The organism is Pseudomonas sp. DR 5-09 (assembly GCF_001655595.1).
Classification (GTDB): domain Bacteria; phylum Pseudomonadota; class Gammaproteobacteria; order Pseudomonadales; family Pseudomonadaceae; genus Aquipseudomonas; species Aquipseudomonas pharyngis.
Window position 1 is genome coordinate 2040228 of record NZ_CP011566.1, and the last position, 17957, is coordinate 2058184.

The following is a 17957-nucleotide window of genomic DNA, read 5'->3' on the forward strand; positions in this document are numbered from 1 at the left end:
TCAGTCAGCGACATCGTCACTGGCATACATGGCGCGTGCAAGCGTCCGAGATCAGTTCCCTCTCCAGGGGGGAGAGGGCCAGGGTGAGGGGGCACTTGCAGGCTGCTTAATTTTTCAGGTCTTCTGCACCCTGCAACGGCTCATCACCCAGCAACAGATCCTTGTCATGGTTGACCAGCTCTTCCTCGAACATCCGCCACACGTGGTCGTCCTGAGTACCCAGCAACTCCACAAAACGCCGGCCTTCGATCTTGTCGCTCAACTGGCCGATGTAGCGGCCCTGTTCAGTCTCGCTGCGGGCCAGGACGATCTTGCGATCCTTTTCCGGCTGGGTCGGCGAGATCAGGTTCAGTTCCAGGGTTTTCGGCTGGCTGTCGCCGCTCAGGCGCAGGTCGACTTCGCCGGTGACGTCATCCAGGTGCACGGCGGCGCGCATCTTCAGGGTCTGAGCCAGCAATTCACGGTCCAGCGAACGGTTGATGCCTTTGCCGGCCTCGTAGTAGTTGTCGTTGACCAGGTTGTCCGGGTTGTTCACCGCGATGGTCACCATGGACAGCGTCAGGGTCACCGAACAGGCCAGAATCGCGATGATGATCCATGGCCAAAGGTGCTTGTACCAGGGACTTGCGGCGTTTGCTGCGGGCATGTTCAGTTCTCTCAACGATTTTGTGGGCCGATGAATCGGCTCTTGGCTTCTACGTGGACGCTGTCGTCATCGGCGTCCTTGAGGATAAATTTCACCTCGTTGGTGCTCGATGGCAATTGTTCGGGCGCGCTCGACAACTCGACCGGCATGCTGAAGATTTCCCCGGCCGGCACCTTGATCTCGCGCTTGCCTTGCAGGCGCAGATCCGGCAAACCGGCGGCTTCCAGCACGTAAGTGTGGTCGCGCTGATCCTTGTTCATGATCTTCAGGCTGTAGACGTTTTCGATCCGGCCTTCGGCGTTTTCGCGGTACAGCACGCGGTCCTTGCTGACGTCGAAACCCACCAGCGAACGCATGAAGAAGGCCGTCACCAACAGGCTGATCATCGCCAGCAGCACCACGGCATAACCGATCAGGCGTGGCCGCAGTTTATGGGTTTTCTGCCCGGACAAGTTGTGTTCGGTGGTGTAGCTGATCAGCCCGCGCGGGTAATCCATCTTGTCCATGATGCTGTCGCAGGCGTCGATGCACGCGGCGCAACCGATGCATTCGATCTGCAGGCCGTCGCGGATGTCGATGCCGGTCGGGCAGACCTGGACGCACATGGTGCAGTCGATGCAGTCGCCCAGGCCCTGAGCCTTGTAGTCGATGCCTTTCTTGCGCGGACCACGGCTTTCACCGCGACGCGGGTCGTAGGAAACGATCAGCGTGTCCTTGTCGAACATCACGCTCTGGAAGCGTGCATACGGACACATGTAGATGCACACCTGCTCACGCAGCCAGCCGGCATTGCCGTAGGTGGCGAGGGTGAAGAAACCGACCCAGAAATACGACCAGCCATCGGCTTGCCCTGTGAAGAATTCGATTACCAGTTCGCGGATCGGCGAGAAGTAACCGACGAAGGTCATGCCGGTGACGAAACCGATCAGCAGCCACAGCGCATGCTTGGCGAATTTACGCAGGAACTTGTTGGCGCTCATCGGCGCCTTGTCGAGCTTGATGCGCTGGTTGCGGTCGCCTTCGGTGACCTTCTCGCACCACATGAAAATCCATGTCCAGACGCTTTGCGGACAGGTGTAACCACACCAGACCCGGCCGGCATACACGGTGATGAAAAACAGGCCGAACGCAGCGATGATCAACAGGCCCGAAAGCAGAATGAAGTCCTGGGGCCAGAACGTGGCACCGAAAATGAAGAACTTGCGCTCCGGCAGGTTCCACCACACGGCCTGGTGGCCGCCCCAGTTCAACCACACCGTACCGAAATACAGCAGGAACAGCGCCGCGCCGCCCATCATCCGCAGATTGCGGAACAGGCCGGTGAAAGCACGGGTGTAGATTTTTTCTCGAGAGGCGTAAAGGTCGACGCTGTTGTTTGCGTTCTTGCTGGGTGGCGTGACGTCGTGTACCGGAATCTGGTTGCTCATCATTGCATCCCACGGCAGTGGAAAAATGCCTCGGTCGATGCGTGCCGGCCGGGGTCAAAAAGGGGTGTTGCGGTGGCGCAATGATACGCCTGTACTACCGACGAACGGGTGCGACCTTTGGTCGCGTTGGGGAAAAATCATGAATGGTGTAGCGAATGTAACAAAGCATGATGCAGATCAATTGACTATAGACGATCCTTGGTCCCGTTCTCCCGAACGAGCCCCCGGAATGCGCTGACATGCCTGTCTTGAGCGGCATCAAACCAGTTTTCCACCTCCGAGACTGTCCAGCCCGTTGCCTTTACTCTTCTCGGCGCGTTCGACTGTTTTTGTTTTGTCGCTGGCAGGGGCTTCGGTAGGTGTGGTTTGAATTTCCGAATAGGCGTAAAGGAAATCGTCACGGGGTTGAACGCAGTCGTGATCAGATTCTCGCATTGGTTTTCTTCCTTGAGGTCAATGTGTCGAACGACAAGCTACAGGGCACCTCATTAAGCGTCCATCGAGCATTCGTCTCAAATCATGAAAGGTGCCGGAATGCAAAACGGCCCCGCCAATTCTCATTGGCGGGGCCGTTTTGTTTGCTTCAGGCGTTAGCCTTACTGGGCCTCGGCTTCCGCAGGTTTTTCACCGTGGGACAGGCTGTAAACGTAAGCCGCCAGCAGGTGAACCTTGTCGTTGCCTTGCAGTTGTTCCTGGGCAGGCATCTGGCCCTGACGGCCGTAACGGATGGTCTGCTGTAGTTGTGCAAAGCTCGAACCGTAGATGAACGCGGCCGGGTGAGTCAGGTCAGGTGCGCCCATCGCTGGCGTTCCTTTGCCCGCCGGGCCGTGGCAGGCCACGCAGTTGGCAGCGAACAGTTTCTGGCCGTTGGCCGGGTCTGCCTTGGTGCCTTCCGGCAGCTTGCGGCCATCCAGATTGGTCAGCACGAACGCGGCCACGTCGGCCACGCCTTGCTCACCGATCACTTCAGCCCAGGCTGGCATCACCGCGTGACGACCGCCCATGATGGTGGTCTTGATGGTTTCCGGCTCGCCGCCCCAGCGCCAGTCGGCGTCGGTCAGGTTGGGGAAACCATAAGCGCCCTTGGCGTCGGAGCCGTGGCAGACCGAGCAGTTGGAGGCGAACAGACGGCCACCCATCTTCAGGGCTTGTGGATCCTTGGCGACTTCTTCGATCGGCATGGCGGCGAACTTGGCGAAGATCGGACCGAACTTGGCGTCCGAACGGGCCATTTCCTTTTCCCACTCGTGAACGCCGGTCCAGCCGGTCTGGCCGTTGGCGAACGCGGTCTGCTTCTCGGTATCGAGGTAGTTGTAGCCCGGCAGCAGGCCTTTCCAGTTACCCAGGCCCGGGTACAGCACCAGATAACCCAACGCAAACACGATGGTGCCCACGAACAGCATGAACCACCATTTCGGCAGTGGGTTGTCGTACTCCTCGATCCCGTCGAAGGAGTGGCCGACCGTCTCGTCCGTCTGTTCGCTGCGCTGGCCCTTGCGGGTCGACAGCAACAGCCAGGTCAGGGAAAAGATCGTACCGAGACTGAGGACTGTGACGTACAGACTCCAGAATGTAGTCATTCTTTGTTACTCCTAGAAGCTTGCTCGACGTGCTTGATGGCTTCGGGATCATCCGCGAAGGGCAGCAAGGTCGCGTCTTCAAACTCCGACTTGCGCTTGGGGCTGAACACCCACAACGCCAGGCCGATGAAGGCAACCATCACGACAACGGTGCCCAGGCCTCGAATCATCCCGATATCCATCAGAATCACCGTTTGCTTTTGATGATGGTGCCCAGGCCTTGCAGATAGGCCACCAGCGCGTCCATTTCGGTTTTGCCCTTCACGGCATCTCTTGCACCGGCGATGTCTTCGTCGGTGTAAGGGACGCCGAGCGTGCGCAACACTTCCATTTTCTTGGCCGTGTCTTTGCCATCGAGCTTGTTTTCTACGAGGAACGGGTAGGCCGGCATTTTCGACTCGGGGACGACGTTGCGCGGGTTGTACAAGTGCGCACGCTGCCAGTCATCGGAGTAACGACCGCCGACGCGGGCCAGGTCCGGGCCGGTACGTTTGGAACCCCACAGGAACGGGTGATCCCAGACGCTTTCACCGGCGACCGAGTAGTGGCCATAGCGTTCGGTTTCGGCACGGAACGGACGGATCATCTGCGAGTGGCAGCCGACACAGCCGTTGGCGATGTAAACGTCGCGGCCTTCCAGTTCAAGGGCGGAGCGCGGCTTCATGCCTTCGACCGGCTTGTTGGTGACGTCCTGGAAAAACAGCGGAACGATTTGGGTCAGGCCACCGACGCTGACGGCGATGACCATGAAGAAGGCCAGCAGACCAATATTCTTCTCGACAGCTTCATGCTTCATCAGTGAGCTCCAACTACGGCGATCTTGGCGGCGGCTTCGGCTTCAGCCGGGTTCGAGGCGCGAACGGTGCGCCATACGTTGTAAGCCATCAGCAGCATGCCGCTGGCGAAGAACGCACCGCCCAGAGCTCGGACGATGAAGCCAGGGTGGCTGGCCTGCAGCGCTTCGACGAACGAGTAGGTGAGGGTGCCGTCGTCGTTGATTGCACGCCACATCAGGCCTTGAGTGATGCCGTTGACCCACATCGAAGCGATGTACAGCACGGTACCGATGGTCGCGAGCCAGAAGTGCGCGTTGATCAGGCCGGTGCTGTGCATCTGCGCGCGGCCGAACAGTTTCGGGATCATGTGGTAGATCGCGCCGATCGAGATCATCGCTACCCAGCCGAGAGCGCCGGCGTGTACGTGGCCGATGGTCCAGTCGGTGTAGTGCGAGAGCGAGTTGACGGTCTTGATCGCCATCATCGGACCTTCGAAGGTCGACATGCCGTAGAACGCCAGCGATACCACCAGGAAACGCAGGATCGGGTCGGTGCGCAGCTTATGCCAGGCGCCCGACAGGGTCATCATGCCGTTGATCATGCCGCCCCAGCTTGGCGCCAGCAGGATGATCGACATCGCCATGCCCAGCGATTGTGCCCAGTCCGGCAGAGCGGTGTAGTGCAGGTGGTGCGGACCGGCCCAGATGTACAGAGTGATCAGCGCCCAGAAGTGCACGATCGACAGACGATAGGAATAGATCGGACGTTCGGCCTGTTTCGGCACGAAGTAGTACATCATCCCCAGGAAACCGGTGGTCAGGAAGAAGCCCACGGCGTTGTGGCCGTACCACCACTGGATCATCGCGTCGGTGGCGCCCGAGTAGGCCGAGTAGGACTTGAACAGGCTGACCGGCAGCGACATGTGGTTGACGATGTGCAGCATCGCGGTCACCACGATGAACGCACCGTAGAACCAGTTACCGACATAGATGTGCTTGGTCTTGCGCTTGGTGATGGTGCCGAAGAACACCAGTCCGTAGGAAATCCAGACAATGGCCAGCAAAATGGCGATCGGCCATTCCAGTTCCGCGTATTCCTTGGTGGTGGTGTAACCCAGCGGCAAGGTAATGATCGCGCCGACGATCACCGCTTGCCATCCCCAGAAGGTGAAGGCCGCGAGGCTGTCGGAAATCAGTCGCGTCTGGCAGGTTCGCTGCACGACATAGTAGGAAGTGGCAAACAGTGCACAACCACCGAAGGCGAAAATCACCAGGTTTGTGTGCAACGGGCGCAGGCGTCCAAAGCTCGTCCACGGCAGACCGAAGTTCAACTCCGGCCAAACCAGTTGCGAGGCGATGAAGACACCGAGCCCCATGCCAAGGATCCCCCAGACCACCGTCATGATGGCGAACTGGCGGACTACCTTATAGTTATAAGCAGTCGGACTGATTGCTGTGCTCATTCTAAGGTTCCACGGTTTGGGTGTTTTATTAGGATTAAAATCGGCCGCAAGTATGTAGAAAGCAGGGGGTCAATGCAACGCGCCATGACCTGGGTCAATGCTTTCCAACGCTGATTCTGCGGCCTTTCCATGCGCCGCGTAAGGACAAAATTGCCCTCGGGCAAAATGTCGCAGCGGACGAAAAAAGCGAGGGGTCCCGGTCGGATGTAACGGGGTGTGTTCGAACGCTCGGTTCGGGTGACGGACGGTAATGGGCACGACAGCCGGTATCTACCGGCCTTTGCGGCCATGTCAGTCAGCCGATTCGTTCAACGCCTCGCTCGGGGTCGACCTGGAACCGGCACGGGCCAGTCCGCATCGAGCAAGCGTAGACCCGAATCCGGGTAACCGAAAGGAGAGGGGGTGAAGGGGTGCGACAATGCGTCGCAAAGGGGCTGGAAACTGCCGCACTGGAAACGTGCGGCAGTCTTGTGCGCAATGATTACTTTTTATTGTCCTCAGTAATCAGTTTTTCCGTATTCAATCCATTGCTCAGGCTGTACACATAAGCGGCCAGTAATTGCACTTTATCGTTGCCCAGCAGCTCGTTCTGAGCTGGCATGTGGCCTTGACGGCCATGGCGGATGGTTTGCTCGAGTTGGGTCAGGCTGGTGCCATAGATGAAACCGGCCGGATGCGTCAGGTTCGGCGCGCCCATCGCTTCGGTGCCCTGGCCGTTTGCCCCGTGACAGGCGGTGCAGGTTGTGCTGAACGCCTGCTGACCCGCTTGGAGATCAGCCTTGTTATCCGCCGGCAGTGGCAGCCCCGCCAGTTCATGACGCACATAAGCGGCGACGTTTTTCACGCCAGTCTCGCCCAGCACTTCACCCCACGCCGGCATCGCCGCCATCCGGCCACCCATGATGGTGGTCTTGATGGTTTCCGCACTGCCGCCCCAGCGCCAGTCCTTGTCGGCGAGGTTAGGGAAACCGAACGCGCCCTTGGCGTCCGAGCCGTGGCACACCGAGCAGTTGGAGGCGAACAGACGGCCGCCCATTTTCAGTGCCTGTGGGTCCTTTGCCACTTCTTCCACCGGCATCGCGGCGAATTTGGCGAAGATCGGCCCGAACCTGGCGTCAGCCTTGCTCATTTCCTTTTCCCACTCGTGAACGCCGGTCCAGCCGTCCTCGTAGCCGGGCAGGATGCCTTTCCAGTTGCCCAGGCCCGGATAAAGGATCAGATAGCCCACGGAAAACACCAGCGTGCCGGCGAACAGCATGAACCACCACTGCGGCAGCGGGTTGTCGTACTCCTCGATGCCGTCGAAGCTGTGGCCCATGGTCTGGTCGACGCTGCCCTTGGTTTCGCCCCGACGGGTGCCGACCAGCAGCCAGGTCAGGCCGATCAGGCTGCCGATGGTCAGTACGCAGATCCACGTACTCCAGAAGGTGGTCATGGCCGGGTACTCCTTGTTTCAGGTGCTTGGGTAATGTCGGGTTGTGGCTCGTCGGCAAACGGCAGCAGGCGCGCTTCGGCGAATTCCGGCGTGCGCTTGCGGTTGAACACCCACAGGGTCAGGCCAACGAAGGCCACGAACACCACGACCGTGCCGAGGCCGCGAATCAGCCCCGCGCTCAATTCAAAGACCATGGCTCACCTCTTGCTCTTGATCGCAGTGCCGAGCACTTGCAGGTAGGAGACGAGGGCGTCCATTTCAGTCTTGCCCTTGAGGCTGGCCACCGCGCCGCTGATGTCGTCGTCGGTGTACGGCACGCCGAGGGTGCGCATGGTCTTGAGCTTGGTTTCGGTGTGACTGCTGTCGACCGCTTGCGTGACCAGCCACGGATAGGCCGGCATTTTCGATTCCGGTACAACGTTGCGCGGGTTGTACAAGTGCGCGCGGTGCCAGTCATCCGAGTAACGCGCGCCAACCCGGGCCAGGTCCGGACCGGTACGTTTCGAGCCCCACAGGAACGGGTGATCCCATACGCTTTCCCCGGCCACCGAGTAGTGCCCGTAGCGTTCGGTTTCGGCGCGGAACGGCCGGATCATCTGCGAGTGGCAACCGACGCAGCCTTCGCGGATGTAGATGTCGCGACCTTCCAGCTGCAGCGCGGTGTAGGGCTTCATGCCTTCCACCGGTTTGTTGGTCACGTCCTGGAAGAACAGCGGGACGATCTGGGTCAGGCCGCCGATGCTCACGGCGAACACCATCAGCAGCATCAGCAGGCCGACGTTCTTTTCAATCGTTTCGTGTTTCATGGCGGACTCCTCAGGCCATCTGCGCGGCAGCAACGACGTCAGCAGGCTGCGAGGCCCGCACGGTGCGCCAGGTGTTGTAAGCCATCAGGAACATGCCGCTGAGGAAGATCGCCCCGCCGATCAGCCGCACGACGAAGCCCGGGTGGCTGGCCACCAGGGTTTCGACGAAGGAGTAGGTCAGCGTGCCGTCCTCGTTCACTGCGCGCCACATCAGGCCCTGGGCGATGCCGTTGACCCACATCGAAGCGATGTAGAGCACGGTGCCGATGGTTGCGAGCCAGAAGTGCGCGTTGATCAGGCCTATGCTGTGCATCTGCTCTTTGCCGAAGACTTTCGGGATCATGTGGTACAGCGCGCCGATGGAAATCATCGCCACCCAGCCGAGGGCGCCGGCGTGTACGTGGCCGATGGTCCAGTCGGTGTAGTGGGAGAGGGCGTTCACCGTCTTGATCGCCATCATCGGACCTTCGAAGGTCGACATGCCGTAGAACGCCAGCGACACCACCAGGAAGCGCAGGATCGGGTCGCTGCGCAACTTATGCCAGGCGCCCGAGAGGGTCATCATGCCGTTGATCATCCCGCCCCAGCTCGGTGCCAGCAGCACCAGCGACATCACCATGCCCAGCGACTGAGCCCAGTCCGGCAGCGCGGTGTAGTGCAAGTGGTGCGGGCCGGCCCAGATGTACAGGGTGATCAGCGCCCAGAAGTGCACGATCGACAGGCGATACGAATACACCGGGCGTTCGGCCTGTTTCGGCACGAAGTAGTACATCATCCCGAGGAAACCGGCGGTGAGGAAAAAGCCTACGGCGTTGTGGCCGTACCACCATTGCACCATCGCGTCGGTTGCACCGGCGTACACCGAGTAGGATTTGGTGAAACTCACCGGCAACTCAAGATTGTTGACGATGTGCAGGATCGCCACGGTGATGATGAACGCGCCGAAGAACCAGTTGCCCACATAAATGTGTTTGGTCTTGCGCTGCATGATCGTGCCGAAGAACACGATGGCGTAGGCGACCCAGACGATGGTGATCAGGATGTCGATCGGCCATTCCAGCTCGGCGTATTCCTTGGAACTGGTGTAACCCAGTGGCAGGCTGATGGCCGCCAGCAGGATCACCAGTTGCCAGCCCCAGAAGCAGAACGCGGCGATTTTCGGCGCAAACAATTGCGTCTGGCAGGTGCGCTGTACCGAGTAGAACGAACTGGCGAACAAGGCACAGCCGCCGAACGCGAAGATCACCGCGTTGGTGTGCAGCGGGCGCAGGCGTCCGAAGCTGGTCCACGGCAGGTTGAAGTTGAGTTCGGGCCAGACCAATTGAGCCGCGAGAAAAACCCCGAGCCCCATGCCGACGATGCCCCACACCACCGTCATAATGGCGAATTGGCGGACCACCTTGTAGTTGTAGGCGGTACTGATAGAAGTGTTCATGGTTCCCCATCCACGGTTCAGCCGAAGTGAGCGCCAACAGCGCGTCCTTCGCCTGGAGTTATAGGCAGACTAAAAGCGAGGCAAGCATGGACAAACAGCACAAGGCCAGTATTGACGGGGATCAATGGGCGCAGTGCCTGCGGGATCACGGGTGGCTTTGGGATGCCGCTGTTGGTGAGGCTTCGGCGACGCTCATTCTCGCGCATGGGGCGGGGGCGCCGATGGACAGTGAGTGGATGACGGATATGGCTGGGCGCCTTGCTGGGCTTGGTATCAACGTGTTGCGGTTTGAGTTTCCTTATATGGCGCAGCGGCGTATCGACGGCAGCAAGCGTCCGCCGAATCCGGCGCCGAAGTTGCTCGAATGTTGGCGTGAGGTTTATGGCTTGGTGCGACTTCATGTCGCTGGGGTTTTGGCGGTTGGCGGGAAATCGATGGGGGGGCGGATGGCCAGTCTGCTTGCCGATGAGCTTGGCGCGGATGCCCTGGTGTGTCTGGGTTATCCGTTTTATGCGGTTGGGAAGCCGGAGAAGCCACGGGTCGAACATCTGGCTTCTTTGCAGACTCGGACGTTGATTGTTCAGGGGGAGCGGGATGCGCTTGGCAATCGGGACGCTGTTGAAGGGTATTCCTTATCGCCGAGTATTGAAGTGTTTTGGCTGGCTGCGGGGGATCATGATTTGAAGCCGCTCAAGGTTTCCGGGTTTACGCATGAGCAGCATTTGGCTTCGGCTGCGGAGAAGGTGGCTGGGTTTCTTCAGATGTAGCCCTGACCGGTAAAGTCCGGGCACATCCTTTATGTCGGAAACCGTGGACGCTATTCACTGATCACCAGGTTAAAGCGTCCGATGGGCTGTGTCCGATAGCCATGACTTTTGAACTTTGCTTCAAAAGTACCTACTGCGATTCCCTTGGCAGGATCGAGGTCTATGGTCAGGGTGGCTTCATCGGCATCGACCACACTCCATCCATCAAAGCCATCCGGCGCGGGAATTGAATGACTGTGTCTGAAGCTCAATTTGTCCTTAAGCGTGTAGGTGGCTTTGAGAGGGGCGTCATTGATGTACGGGAAACTCATGCTGTAGGCGAAGTAGTCTCCGCCAGAAATTGATCCGGTCGATCCTGAGATTGACCAAGACAACTCCCCCGTTGGCGGATACTCATGTAGATAAAACAGGGATCTTTCAGCTGCCACTTCGGGATTGCTTCCAAATTTCCAGTGGAACTGATTTGCAAGGATCGTAGGGCTATGGGATCGAGGGACAAAAACAGTAAGGCTGCTCATCTGGAGTTCCTTTTTCATGAAGGGTGATTGGCGTTCTTTTAATAGATCGCCAAACACTTGATATGCCTTCCTCAAGATGAGCGTCTACTGTCAAACCTGACAGCTAGGCGGATGGCTTCATATGTGCTTGTAGTGGTCAGCTAATAAAATTGCCTTGATGGGGTGTATATCCGTTGCTGCGGTGATGGCTGCTTAGGGTTTTGCCCTTACTGCGACTCACTTTTTTGACACGCACCGAACGCCTAAAAAGTAACCAAAAACGCTTGCTCCTACGTTCGGCCCGCTCGCTAAGGCTCGGTGTTCCTTCGCTCCGGGATTCATCCGGGGGGCATCGCCTACGGTTTGCTTCGCTGCACCTCCTCTCGATGTGTTTGGCTTCGCCAAACGGTCGCTGCGCTCCCACCCCCGGATAAATCCCTCCACTCAGCCTTCCGACGTCGCCCGTGGATCAAGATCAAAAGCGGTACTCGAGCTAACGCTCATCGTTTTGAATGGTTTGGCGAACGGTTTGGTTTCAGTGTCGAGCCTACCCCTCACCCCAGCCCTCTCCCCAAGGAGAGGGAGCCGAATGGGGTGCTTTCAAGCTTGAGTTCAACTCGGAATCCCACGTCGGGGTCCCTCGCCCACGCACCTCGGTCAGTCCCTCTCCCTTAGGTGAGAGGCAGATTGAGGTGCTTTCAAAAACTTGAGTTCACCTCGGTATCCCATGTCGGCGTACCTCCCCCAAACACCTCGGTCAGTCCCCTCTCCCACGGGGAGAGGGCTAGGGTGAGGGGAAAGATTTCACTGACACACCACAAAAACTGAAAGCTCCCCCAATCCCAGCATTTCCAGCAAATAAACACGATCGCCTGACCACGTTTAAAGTACACGAACCGTTACGCCACGAGGGCTACAACACCTTGCGTCGTTGCCTACGCGTACGCCAGAATCCGCCGGCTTACGCGGTTCGGAAAGGGCTATATCGTTTCCCTGTCACTGAAAAACAGTGATCGGGTTTGGTAGCCCGCTTCGAAACCGTCGTATGGCGTCACCATATGCAGTCCGTTATTTGGGGCTCAGATTTTTATGGTGGGCATGCGCGGGGCTCCTTTGTGAGCGCCGGGTTTCCCGTTTCGACCGGTCTACCAACCCGCGTATGGCCACCACCCTTCGTTTGGTAGCGAGGGTGATGGCTCCTCAATATTCGAAACTGGAGTTAAATCTATGTTCAAAGCCACACCAAACCCACCAGAAACTGATCCAACCCCTCACGACCCCGAGCTTGAGTCCCAGAAGACAAAAGAAGCCGCCGACCGCGCACTCGACTTTTACCTCGGCCCCGAGATTCCGAAGTACTTCCCACCCAAGGCCCGCCCCATCTACATGGTCGATCCCACGCTCGATGACGAAACGCTGCTCGTCGAAGCCAGTGAATCACTGTCGTCAGCCAACGCCATGGCCGGCAATATCGCCAACTCTGCGAGAGGCCCTGAGCGCAAACCGCTGCTGGCGCTGCAACAGCTGATCATGTTGAACGAGCTGCTGGTGAATCGACTGCTGGATAGGCTGAAATTGCCTCAGTAATTCGCTCGCTGTTATGGCCTCTTCGCGGGCAAGCCCGCTCCCACAAGGATGGTGGTGTTACGAGGTTTTGTGGCCAATGCGAAACCCTGTGGGAGTGGGCTTGCCCACGAAGAGGGCGGTGCTGGCTACGTCCATTTCAGACAGGCAATAAAAACCCCGGAAGCTTTCGCTGTCCGGGGTTTCTTTATTGCCAGAACAATCAGCGGTTAAACCGCTCCACCAACGAATACTGCGTATTAGCCGTCTTCGTCAGCTCTTCACTCAACAACGCCGAGTTATGCGCCTGTTCCGAGGTCTGGTCCGCCAGTTCCGAGATGTTGCTGATGTTGCGGCTGATCTCTTCAGCCACCGCACTTTGCTCTTCCGTCGCCGCAGCAATCTGCGTGGTCATGTCGGTGATGTTGGCCACGGCTTCACTGATGCCGACCAGTGCCTGATCCGCTTCCAGAACCCGTGCCACACCTTCTTCCGCTTGGCGATGGCCCGCTTCCATGGTTTGTACGGCGCTGGATGCAGTCTGCTGCAACTTGGCGATCAGGGCGTGGATCTGGCCGGTGGATTCGCTGGTGCGTTGCGCCAGTTGGCGGACTTCGTCGGCGACCACGGCAAAACCACGGCCCATTTCGCCGGCACGCGCGGCTTCAATCGCAGCGTTGAGCGCGAGCAGGTTGGTCTGGTCGGCGATGCCTTTGATCACGTCGACCACGCCGCCGATTTCGTCGCTGTCCTTGGCCAGTTGGGTGACGGTCAGGCCGGTTTCACCGACCACGACCGACAGGCGCTGGATGGCTTCGCGGGTTTCGCCGGCGATGTCGCGGCCGCGGCCGGTCAGGCGATTGGCTTCCTGGGTGGCGTCGGCGGTGCGCTGGACGTGGCTCGCCACTTCTTGCGTGGTGGCGGCCATCTGGTTGACGGCGGTGGCGACCTGTTCGGTTTCCACGCGTTGACGTTCCAGACCGCTGGAGCTGTTGTGCGCCAGGGCGTCGGACTGTTTGGCCTGATCGGTCAGGTGCTCGGCGGTGTCCTGCAGACGGGTCAGGCAGGTTTTCAGGCGCGCTTCCTGGCTGAGGATCGACATTTCCAGACGCGCCTGGGCGCCACGGCTGTCGGTGTACATCTGTGCGATCAACGGGTCGGAGGTAGTCTGCTCGGCCAGACGCAGCAGGCGCTTGAGCCCGCGCTGTTGCCATTGCAGGCCCAGCAGGCCCAGCGGCACCGACAGACCGGCGGCGAGGGCGAAGCCCCACTGCGAGTTCAGGGTGGCGCCGATCATGAAGCTCAGCTGGCTGACCAGAATGAACGGCAGCCAGTCCTGCACAATCGGCAGCCATTTGTCGCTCGAAGGAATCGCCGACTTGCCCTGGTTGATGCGTTGGTAGAGCGCTTCGGCACGGCGGATCTGTTCGGCGGTGGGTTTGACCCGCACCGACTCGTAACCGACCACCTGATTGCCATCGAACACCGGCGTTACATAGGCGTTCACCCAGTAATGATCACCGGTCTTGCAGCGATTCTTGACAATGCCCATCCATGGCAAGCCTTGTTTCAGTGTGCCCCACATGTGCGAAAACACCGCCGCCGGCACGTCGGGGTGACGAACCAGGTTGTGCGGCGCACGGATCAGTTCCTCACGCGAGAACCCGCTGATTTCGACGAAAGCGTCGTTGCAGTAGGTGATCACGCCTTTGGCGTCGGTTGTGGAAATCAACCGTTGCTGAGCCGGGAAAGTCCGTTCGCGTTGTGTAATGGGCTGGTTGTTACGCATGGTTTTTCAATCCGCAAGGCTTTGAAAGGTTGTCGGCGGTATCGGTCATTTATTGAAATTTTTTTTCATTTATATGTACGGCGTCGCAAAACCGACCTTGCTTCAACCCGCGAGCATCGGATAGGTGAACAGGCCGAAATGCAGCAGGTTCAGACCAAAATGTGTGGCGATAGCCGCACCGAGCCCGCCAAAACGGTAGGCCAGACCATAGCCGACACCCGCCAGGCTCGCCAGCAACACCCAGTGCCAGCCGGCGCCCACATGCACCAGGCCGAACAGCAGGGACGCCAGCAGCAGCGCGAGGTTTTCGCCGTAGGGCAGGTGTTTGAAACGCCGGCTGAGGCCGCCCTGTATATAGCCACGAAACAGCGCTTCTTCGACCAGCGTCACCAGCAGCAGATTGTTCAGCACCCACAGCCACGTCTGATCCGGCCACTTCGGCGCCCAGGTGATCATGCCCAGCAACACGGCGCCGCCGAGGGCCAGAATCACGCTCAGCGTCAGTGCCAGCGCGGTGGCGTACACCGTCAGGCGCAACGAACGCCGCGCGACGATCCACGGGCAGACCAGTAGCAGCCAGAAGCCAATCAGCGGTTTGTCGAGATTCAGGTACATCGAGAACGGCACGGCGTTGTTGGTGAAGCGCTGCGGCTCGATGGCCCGGCCGTTGTAGAAGCCCGGCAACCAGTGCAGGGCCAGCGCCAGAGCCAGCACGATAAAAAGGCCATGGCCGAGATAACGCCCGACCGGCACGGTTTGCTGGCGCACGGCGTAACCGGCGAAAACCAGCAGCGCAATGGAGATCAGCGCCAGCCAGCCGAGCTGGCCGAAACTCAGCGCCAATCCGTAACCAAGGCTGAGAAGCCCGAGATAGAGCCATGGCAGAGCTGTCATGGAAAGTCCTTGTGCACGATTTGTGGACAGGCTTTCTACACGGGTGGGGACGAGGGGACAAGTGAAGGTGTGGCGAGAAACCGGGACAACACGCAAACCTGTGGCTGACAAAAAAACTGTGGGTAATACAAAAACTGTGGGAGCTGGCTTGCCAGCGATGGCGTCTGCACAGTCGACACCTTCATTAACTGACTCACCGCTATCGCTGGCAAGCCAGCTCCCACAAGTTCTCGGGTGTGGCTGAAATGTCAGCGCAGGTTGAGCTTTGCCGCCGCGCGCTCGGTGATCTCCTTGCGCAACTTCAACGAAGGCGCCGCACGTTTGCGGGCTTCTTCAACAACCGCACCCGGCGCCGTCTCCGGGCTGCCCGAATCAAACGGCGGCGCCGGCGCATATTCCAGCTGCAACTGCACCAGTTGCGCCGTATCGACACCGACCAGCTCTTGCGCCAGGGTCAGGGCAAAATCGATCCCGGCCGTGATGCCGCCTCCGGTGAACAGATTGCCGTCACGCACCACCCGATCCTTCACCGCAATCGCGCCCAGCGTCGGCAGCAGATCGTGATAAGCCCAGTGCGTGGTCGCCCGCTTACCTTGCAACAGACCCGCCGCGCCGAGCACCAGCGATCCGGTGCACACCGACGTCACGTACCGCGCCTCCGCCGCTTGCGCCTTGATGAACGCCAGCGTCTGCTCATCTTCCATCAACGGCCCGACGCCCGCACCGCCGGGCACGCAGATCACATCCAGAGCCGGGCAATCCTCGAAGGTGGTGGTCGGTTTCAGCACCAGCCCGGTGCTGGCGGTGACCGGTACCAGATCCTTCCAGACCAGATGCACCTGCACGTCCGGCAATGAGGCCAGCACGTCGTACGGGCCGGTCAGGTCGAGTTGCTGCACCTGGGGAAACAACAGAAAACCGATCTGCAACGCCATGGTTCTTCTCCGTGAAAAGGGGTGGACGGCTTTACTGTAGGCGCGTAGGTTTTGGCGCATACGCCAATCAGCCCACGAATTACGCCAAATGCCGAAAACCATTCACGTCCTCGCGTTCGCCAATGTGCAATTGCTCGATGTCACCGGGCCGTTGCAGGTCTTCGCCTCGGCCAACGATATCGCCCGTCAGCAGGGTTTGCCTGCGCCATATGCGCCAACGGTGATTGCCAGCGGTGGCGGGGCGGTCAACTCTTCCGCCGGGTTGGCGATGTTGGTCGAGCCGCTGCCGAAACTGCCCAGCGATACGCTGATCATTGCCGGCGGCTGGGGTGTTTACGCCGCTGCCGAAGACGCCGGGTTGGTGAATTGGGTGCGTGAACATGCGAATGGCTGTCGGCGCGTGGCCTCGGTCTGCACCGGCGCCTTTCTGCTGGCAGCCAGCGGCTGGCTCGACGGTCGCCGGGTCGTCACCCACTGGACCCGCTGCGAGCAACTGGCGCAGCAGCACCCGCAATTACAGGTCGAACCGAATCCGATCTTCATCAACGACGGCCCGGTCTGGACCTCGGCGGGCGTCACCGCCGGTATCGACCTGGCGCTGGCCATGGTCGAAGACGACCTCGGCCGCGACATGGCCCTGGACGTCGCCCGGCAACTGGTGGTGTTCCTCAAGCGCCCGGGCGGGCAGTCGCAGTTCAGCGTGACGCTGTCGCTGCAAAAACAGGGCAACCGCTTTGACGATTTGCACGCGTGGATCGCCGAACACCTGACCTGCGACCTGGGCATCCCGACCCTCGCGGAACAGGCCGGCATGAGCGAACGCAGCTTCGTGCGCCACTACCGCGCCGACACCGGCCAGACCCCGGCCCGGGCCATCGAACTGATCCGCGTCGAAACCGCCCGCCGGTTGCTGAGCGACACCGGATTGCCGATCAAACGGGTCGCGGCCAACTGTGGATTTGGCAGTGAAGAAACCTTGAGACGCAGTTTCCTGCGGGCCATGGGCGTGACGCCGCAGGCGTATCGGGAGCGGTTTTCGGTCAGCGCTGCAGCAGATCCAGTAATGCCTTGAGCGTTTCGCCCGGCGCTTCCTCGGGAATGTTATGCCCGACACCCGTCAGCACTCGCCGCTCATAAGGCCCGGTAAAGTGGTGTGCATCTTCATCGTCCGCCGGTGCCGGGCCAACGCCATCATCGGCACCGCACAGCGAAATCGTCGGCACGCCGATCGCCGGTTGTTTCTCCAGCGCCTGCTCCATCCCCTCCAGCGCCGGATCGCCCGGCGCATACATGAAGCGATGACGGTAGGAGTGAATCACCACCTCAACGAAATCCGGGTTGTCGAACGCCGGCGCGCTCAGTGGAAAACGCTCGGCATTCCGCGCCCAGGTTGGTGACCACAATTGCCACAGCAACTCGCACAGCGCCCGACGATTCTGCGTCAGCCCTTCAACGCCACGGGGCGTGTGGAAGTAATACTGATACCAGAAGCGATGCTCGGTCTCGGGATCAAGCGGCCGGACCGAATTCGGAATGTCTTGCAGGTTATAGCCGTCGCCCGTCACCAAACCGCGCACACGCTCGGGAAACAGCGCCGCCACAATGCACGCCGCCCGACCGCCCCAGTCGTAACCGCACAGCGTCGCTTGCTCGATTCCCAGCGCATCCATCAACTCCAGCAGATCCTGAGCCAGCGCCGCTTGCTGGCCGGAACGCAGCATTTCCGGTCTGTTGAAACGGGTTGGGCCGTAACCGCGCAGGTAGGGCACGATCACCCGATAACCCTGGGCGGCGAGCGGCGGGGCGATTTCGTCGTAGGCGCGGGGAGAGTAGGGGAAACCGTGGAGCAGGATGACCGGCGTGCCGTTTTCCGGGCCGTGATGCTCATAGGCGATGGTCAGGCTTGGTGTCTGGCTGAATCGGATTTCCGCACGGGTCATGGACA

19 protein-coding genes are annotated in these 17957 nt (G+C 59.8%); 3 read left to right on the forward strand and 16 right to left on the reverse strand.

Going from position 1 to position 17957, the window contains the following annotated elements; all coding sequences use genetic code 11:
• Positions 1-106 precede the first annotated feature (106 nt).
• The 11 genes from PDR5_RS09225 to ccoN (PDR5_RS09270) form a co-directional block, all read right to left on the reverse strand.
• Entirely contained in the window at positions 107-646 is a 540-nt protein-coding gene (locus tag PDR5_RS09225) for a FixH family protein (protein ID WP_064594729.1), read from the reverse strand.
• Positions 647-657: 11 nt separating this feature from the next.
• A complete protein-coding gene (gene ccoG, locus PDR5_RS09230) occupies positions 658-2073 on the reverse strand; it encodes a cytochrome c oxidase accessory protein CcoG (protein ID WP_039770041.1) in 1416 nt (471 codons plus the stop codon).
• Positions 2074-2331: 258 nt separating this feature from the next.
• Entirely contained in the window at positions 2332-2508 is a 177-nt protein-coding gene (locus PDR5_RS29640) for a hypothetical protein (protein WP_156669314.1), read from the reverse strand.
• A gap of 161 nt (positions 2509-2669) precedes the next feature.
• A complete protein-coding gene (gene ccoP / locus PDR5_RS09235) occupies positions 2670-3653 on the reverse strand; it encodes a cytochrome-c oxidase, cbb3-type subunit III (protein WP_039770046.1) in 984 nt (327 codons plus the stop codon).
• Entirely contained in the window at positions 3650-3835 is a 186-nt protein-coding gene (locus PDR5_RS09240; protein ID WP_003175465.1) for a CcoQ/FixQ family Cbb3-type cytochrome c oxidase assembly chaperone, read from the reverse strand. Before PDR5_RS09240 ends, ccoP (PDR5_RS09235) begins: the two co-directional genes overlap by 4 nt.
• A gap of 5 nt (positions 3836-3840) precedes the next feature.
• Positions 3841-4449 (reverse strand): cytochrome-c oxidase, cbb3-type subunit II, encoded by a 609-nt coding sequence (gene ccoO / locus PDR5_RS09245; protein ID WP_064594732.1) that lies wholly within the window; start codon positions 4447-4449, stop codon positions 3841-3843.
• Complete coding sequence (ccoN, locus tag PDR5_RS09250) at positions 4449-5891, reverse strand: cytochrome-c oxidase, cbb3-type subunit I (RefSeq protein ID WP_039770049.1); 1443 nt, start codon at positions 5889-5891, stop codon at positions 4449-4451. Before ccoN (PDR5_RS09250) ends, ccoO (PDR5_RS09245) begins: the two co-directional genes overlap by 1 nt.
• A gap of 481 nt (positions 5892-6372) precedes the next feature.
• Positions 6373-7326 (reverse strand): cytochrome-c oxidase, cbb3-type subunit III, encoded by a 954-nt coding sequence (gene ccoP, locus PDR5_RS09255; protein ID WP_064594734.1) that lies wholly within the window; start codon positions 7324-7326, stop codon positions 6373-6375.
• Positions 7323-7520, reverse strand: coding sequence for a cbb3-type cytochrome oxidase subunit 3 (locus tag PDR5_RS09260; protein ID WP_064594736.1), 198 nt, complete (start codon positions 7518-7520; stop codon positions 7323-7325). The genes ccoP (PDR5_RS09255) and PDR5_RS09260 overlap by 4 nt, the downstream gene beginning before the upstream one ends.
• A gap of 3 nt (positions 7521-7523) precedes the next feature.
• Complete coding sequence (gene ccoO / locus PDR5_RS09265; protein WP_003223389.1) at positions 7524-8132, reverse strand: cytochrome-c oxidase, cbb3-type subunit II; 609 nt, start codon at positions 8130-8132, stop codon at positions 7524-7526.
• Positions 8133-8142: 10 nt separating this feature from the next.
• Positions 8143-9567, reverse strand: coding sequence for a cytochrome-c oxidase, cbb3-type subunit I (ccoN, locus tag PDR5_RS09270; RefSeq protein WP_011333291.1), 1425 nt, complete (start codon positions 9565-9567; stop codon positions 8143-8145).
• Positions 9568-9653: 86 nt separating this feature from the next.
• Here ccoN (PDR5_RS09270) and PDR5_RS09275 point away from each other — a divergent pair, with 86 nt between their 5' ends.
• Positions 9654-10334, forward strand: coding sequence for an alpha/beta family hydrolase (locus PDR5_RS09275; protein WP_064594738.1), 681 nt, complete (start codon positions 9654-9656; stop codon positions 10332-10334).
• Between the two features lie 50 nt (positions 10335-10384).
• Here the strand turns inward: PDR5_RS09275 and PDR5_RS09280 are convergent, their stop codons facing one another.
• Complete coding sequence (locus tag PDR5_RS09280) at positions 10385-10852, reverse strand: hypothetical protein (protein ID WP_064594741.1); 468 nt, start codon at positions 10850-10852, stop codon at positions 10385-10387.
• Positions 10853-12058: 1206 nt separating this feature from the next.
• On the opposite strand from PDR5_RS09280, the gene PDR5_RS09285 reads away from it, so the two are divergent.
• On the forward strand, positions 12059-12418 hold the full coding sequence (locus PDR5_RS09285; RefSeq protein WP_064594743.1) for a DUF6124 family protein: 360 nt from the start codon (positions 12059-12061) through the stop codon (positions 12416-12418).
• A 199-nt stretch (positions 12419-12617) separates the two neighbouring features.
• Here the strand turns inward: PDR5_RS09285 and PDR5_RS09290 are convergent, their stop codons facing one another.
• From PDR5_RS09290 to inhA, 3 genes are all read right to left on the reverse strand, one after another.
• A complete protein-coding gene (locus tag PDR5_RS09290) occupies positions 12618-14183 on the reverse strand; it encodes a methyl-accepting chemotaxis protein (RefSeq protein ID WP_064594745.1) in 1566 nt (521 codons plus the stop codon).
• Positions 14184-14285: 102 nt separating this feature from the next.
• Positions 14286-15077 (reverse strand): CPBP family intramembrane glutamic endopeptidase, encoded by a 792-nt coding sequence (locus PDR5_RS09295; protein WP_064594747.1) that lies wholly within the window; start codon positions 15075-15077, stop codon positions 14286-14288.
• 248 nt (positions 15078-15325) lie between these two features.
• Complete coding sequence (gene inhA / locus PDR5_RS09300) at positions 15326-16012, reverse strand: isonitrile hydratase (RefSeq protein ID WP_064594749.1); 687 nt, start codon at positions 16010-16012, stop codon at positions 15326-15328.
• 88 nt (positions 16013-16100) lie between these two features.
• Between inhA and PDR5_RS09305 the strand changes: the two genes are divergently transcribed.
• Positions 16101-17084, forward strand: a complete 984-nt coding sequence (locus PDR5_RS09305; RefSeq protein WP_064594751.1) for a GlxA family transcriptional regulator — start codon at positions 16101-16103, stop codon at positions 17082-17084.
• On the opposite strand, the gene PDR5_RS09310 is transcribed toward PDR5_RS09305, so the two are convergent.
• Complete coding sequence (locus PDR5_RS09310; protein ID WP_064594753.1) at positions 17053-17952, reverse strand: alpha/beta fold hydrolase; 900 nt, start codon at positions 17950-17952, stop codon at positions 17053-17055. The two genes, PDR5_RS09305 and PDR5_RS09310, sit on opposite strands and share 32 nt — an antisense overlap.
• Positions 17953-17957 lie beyond the last annotated feature (5 nt).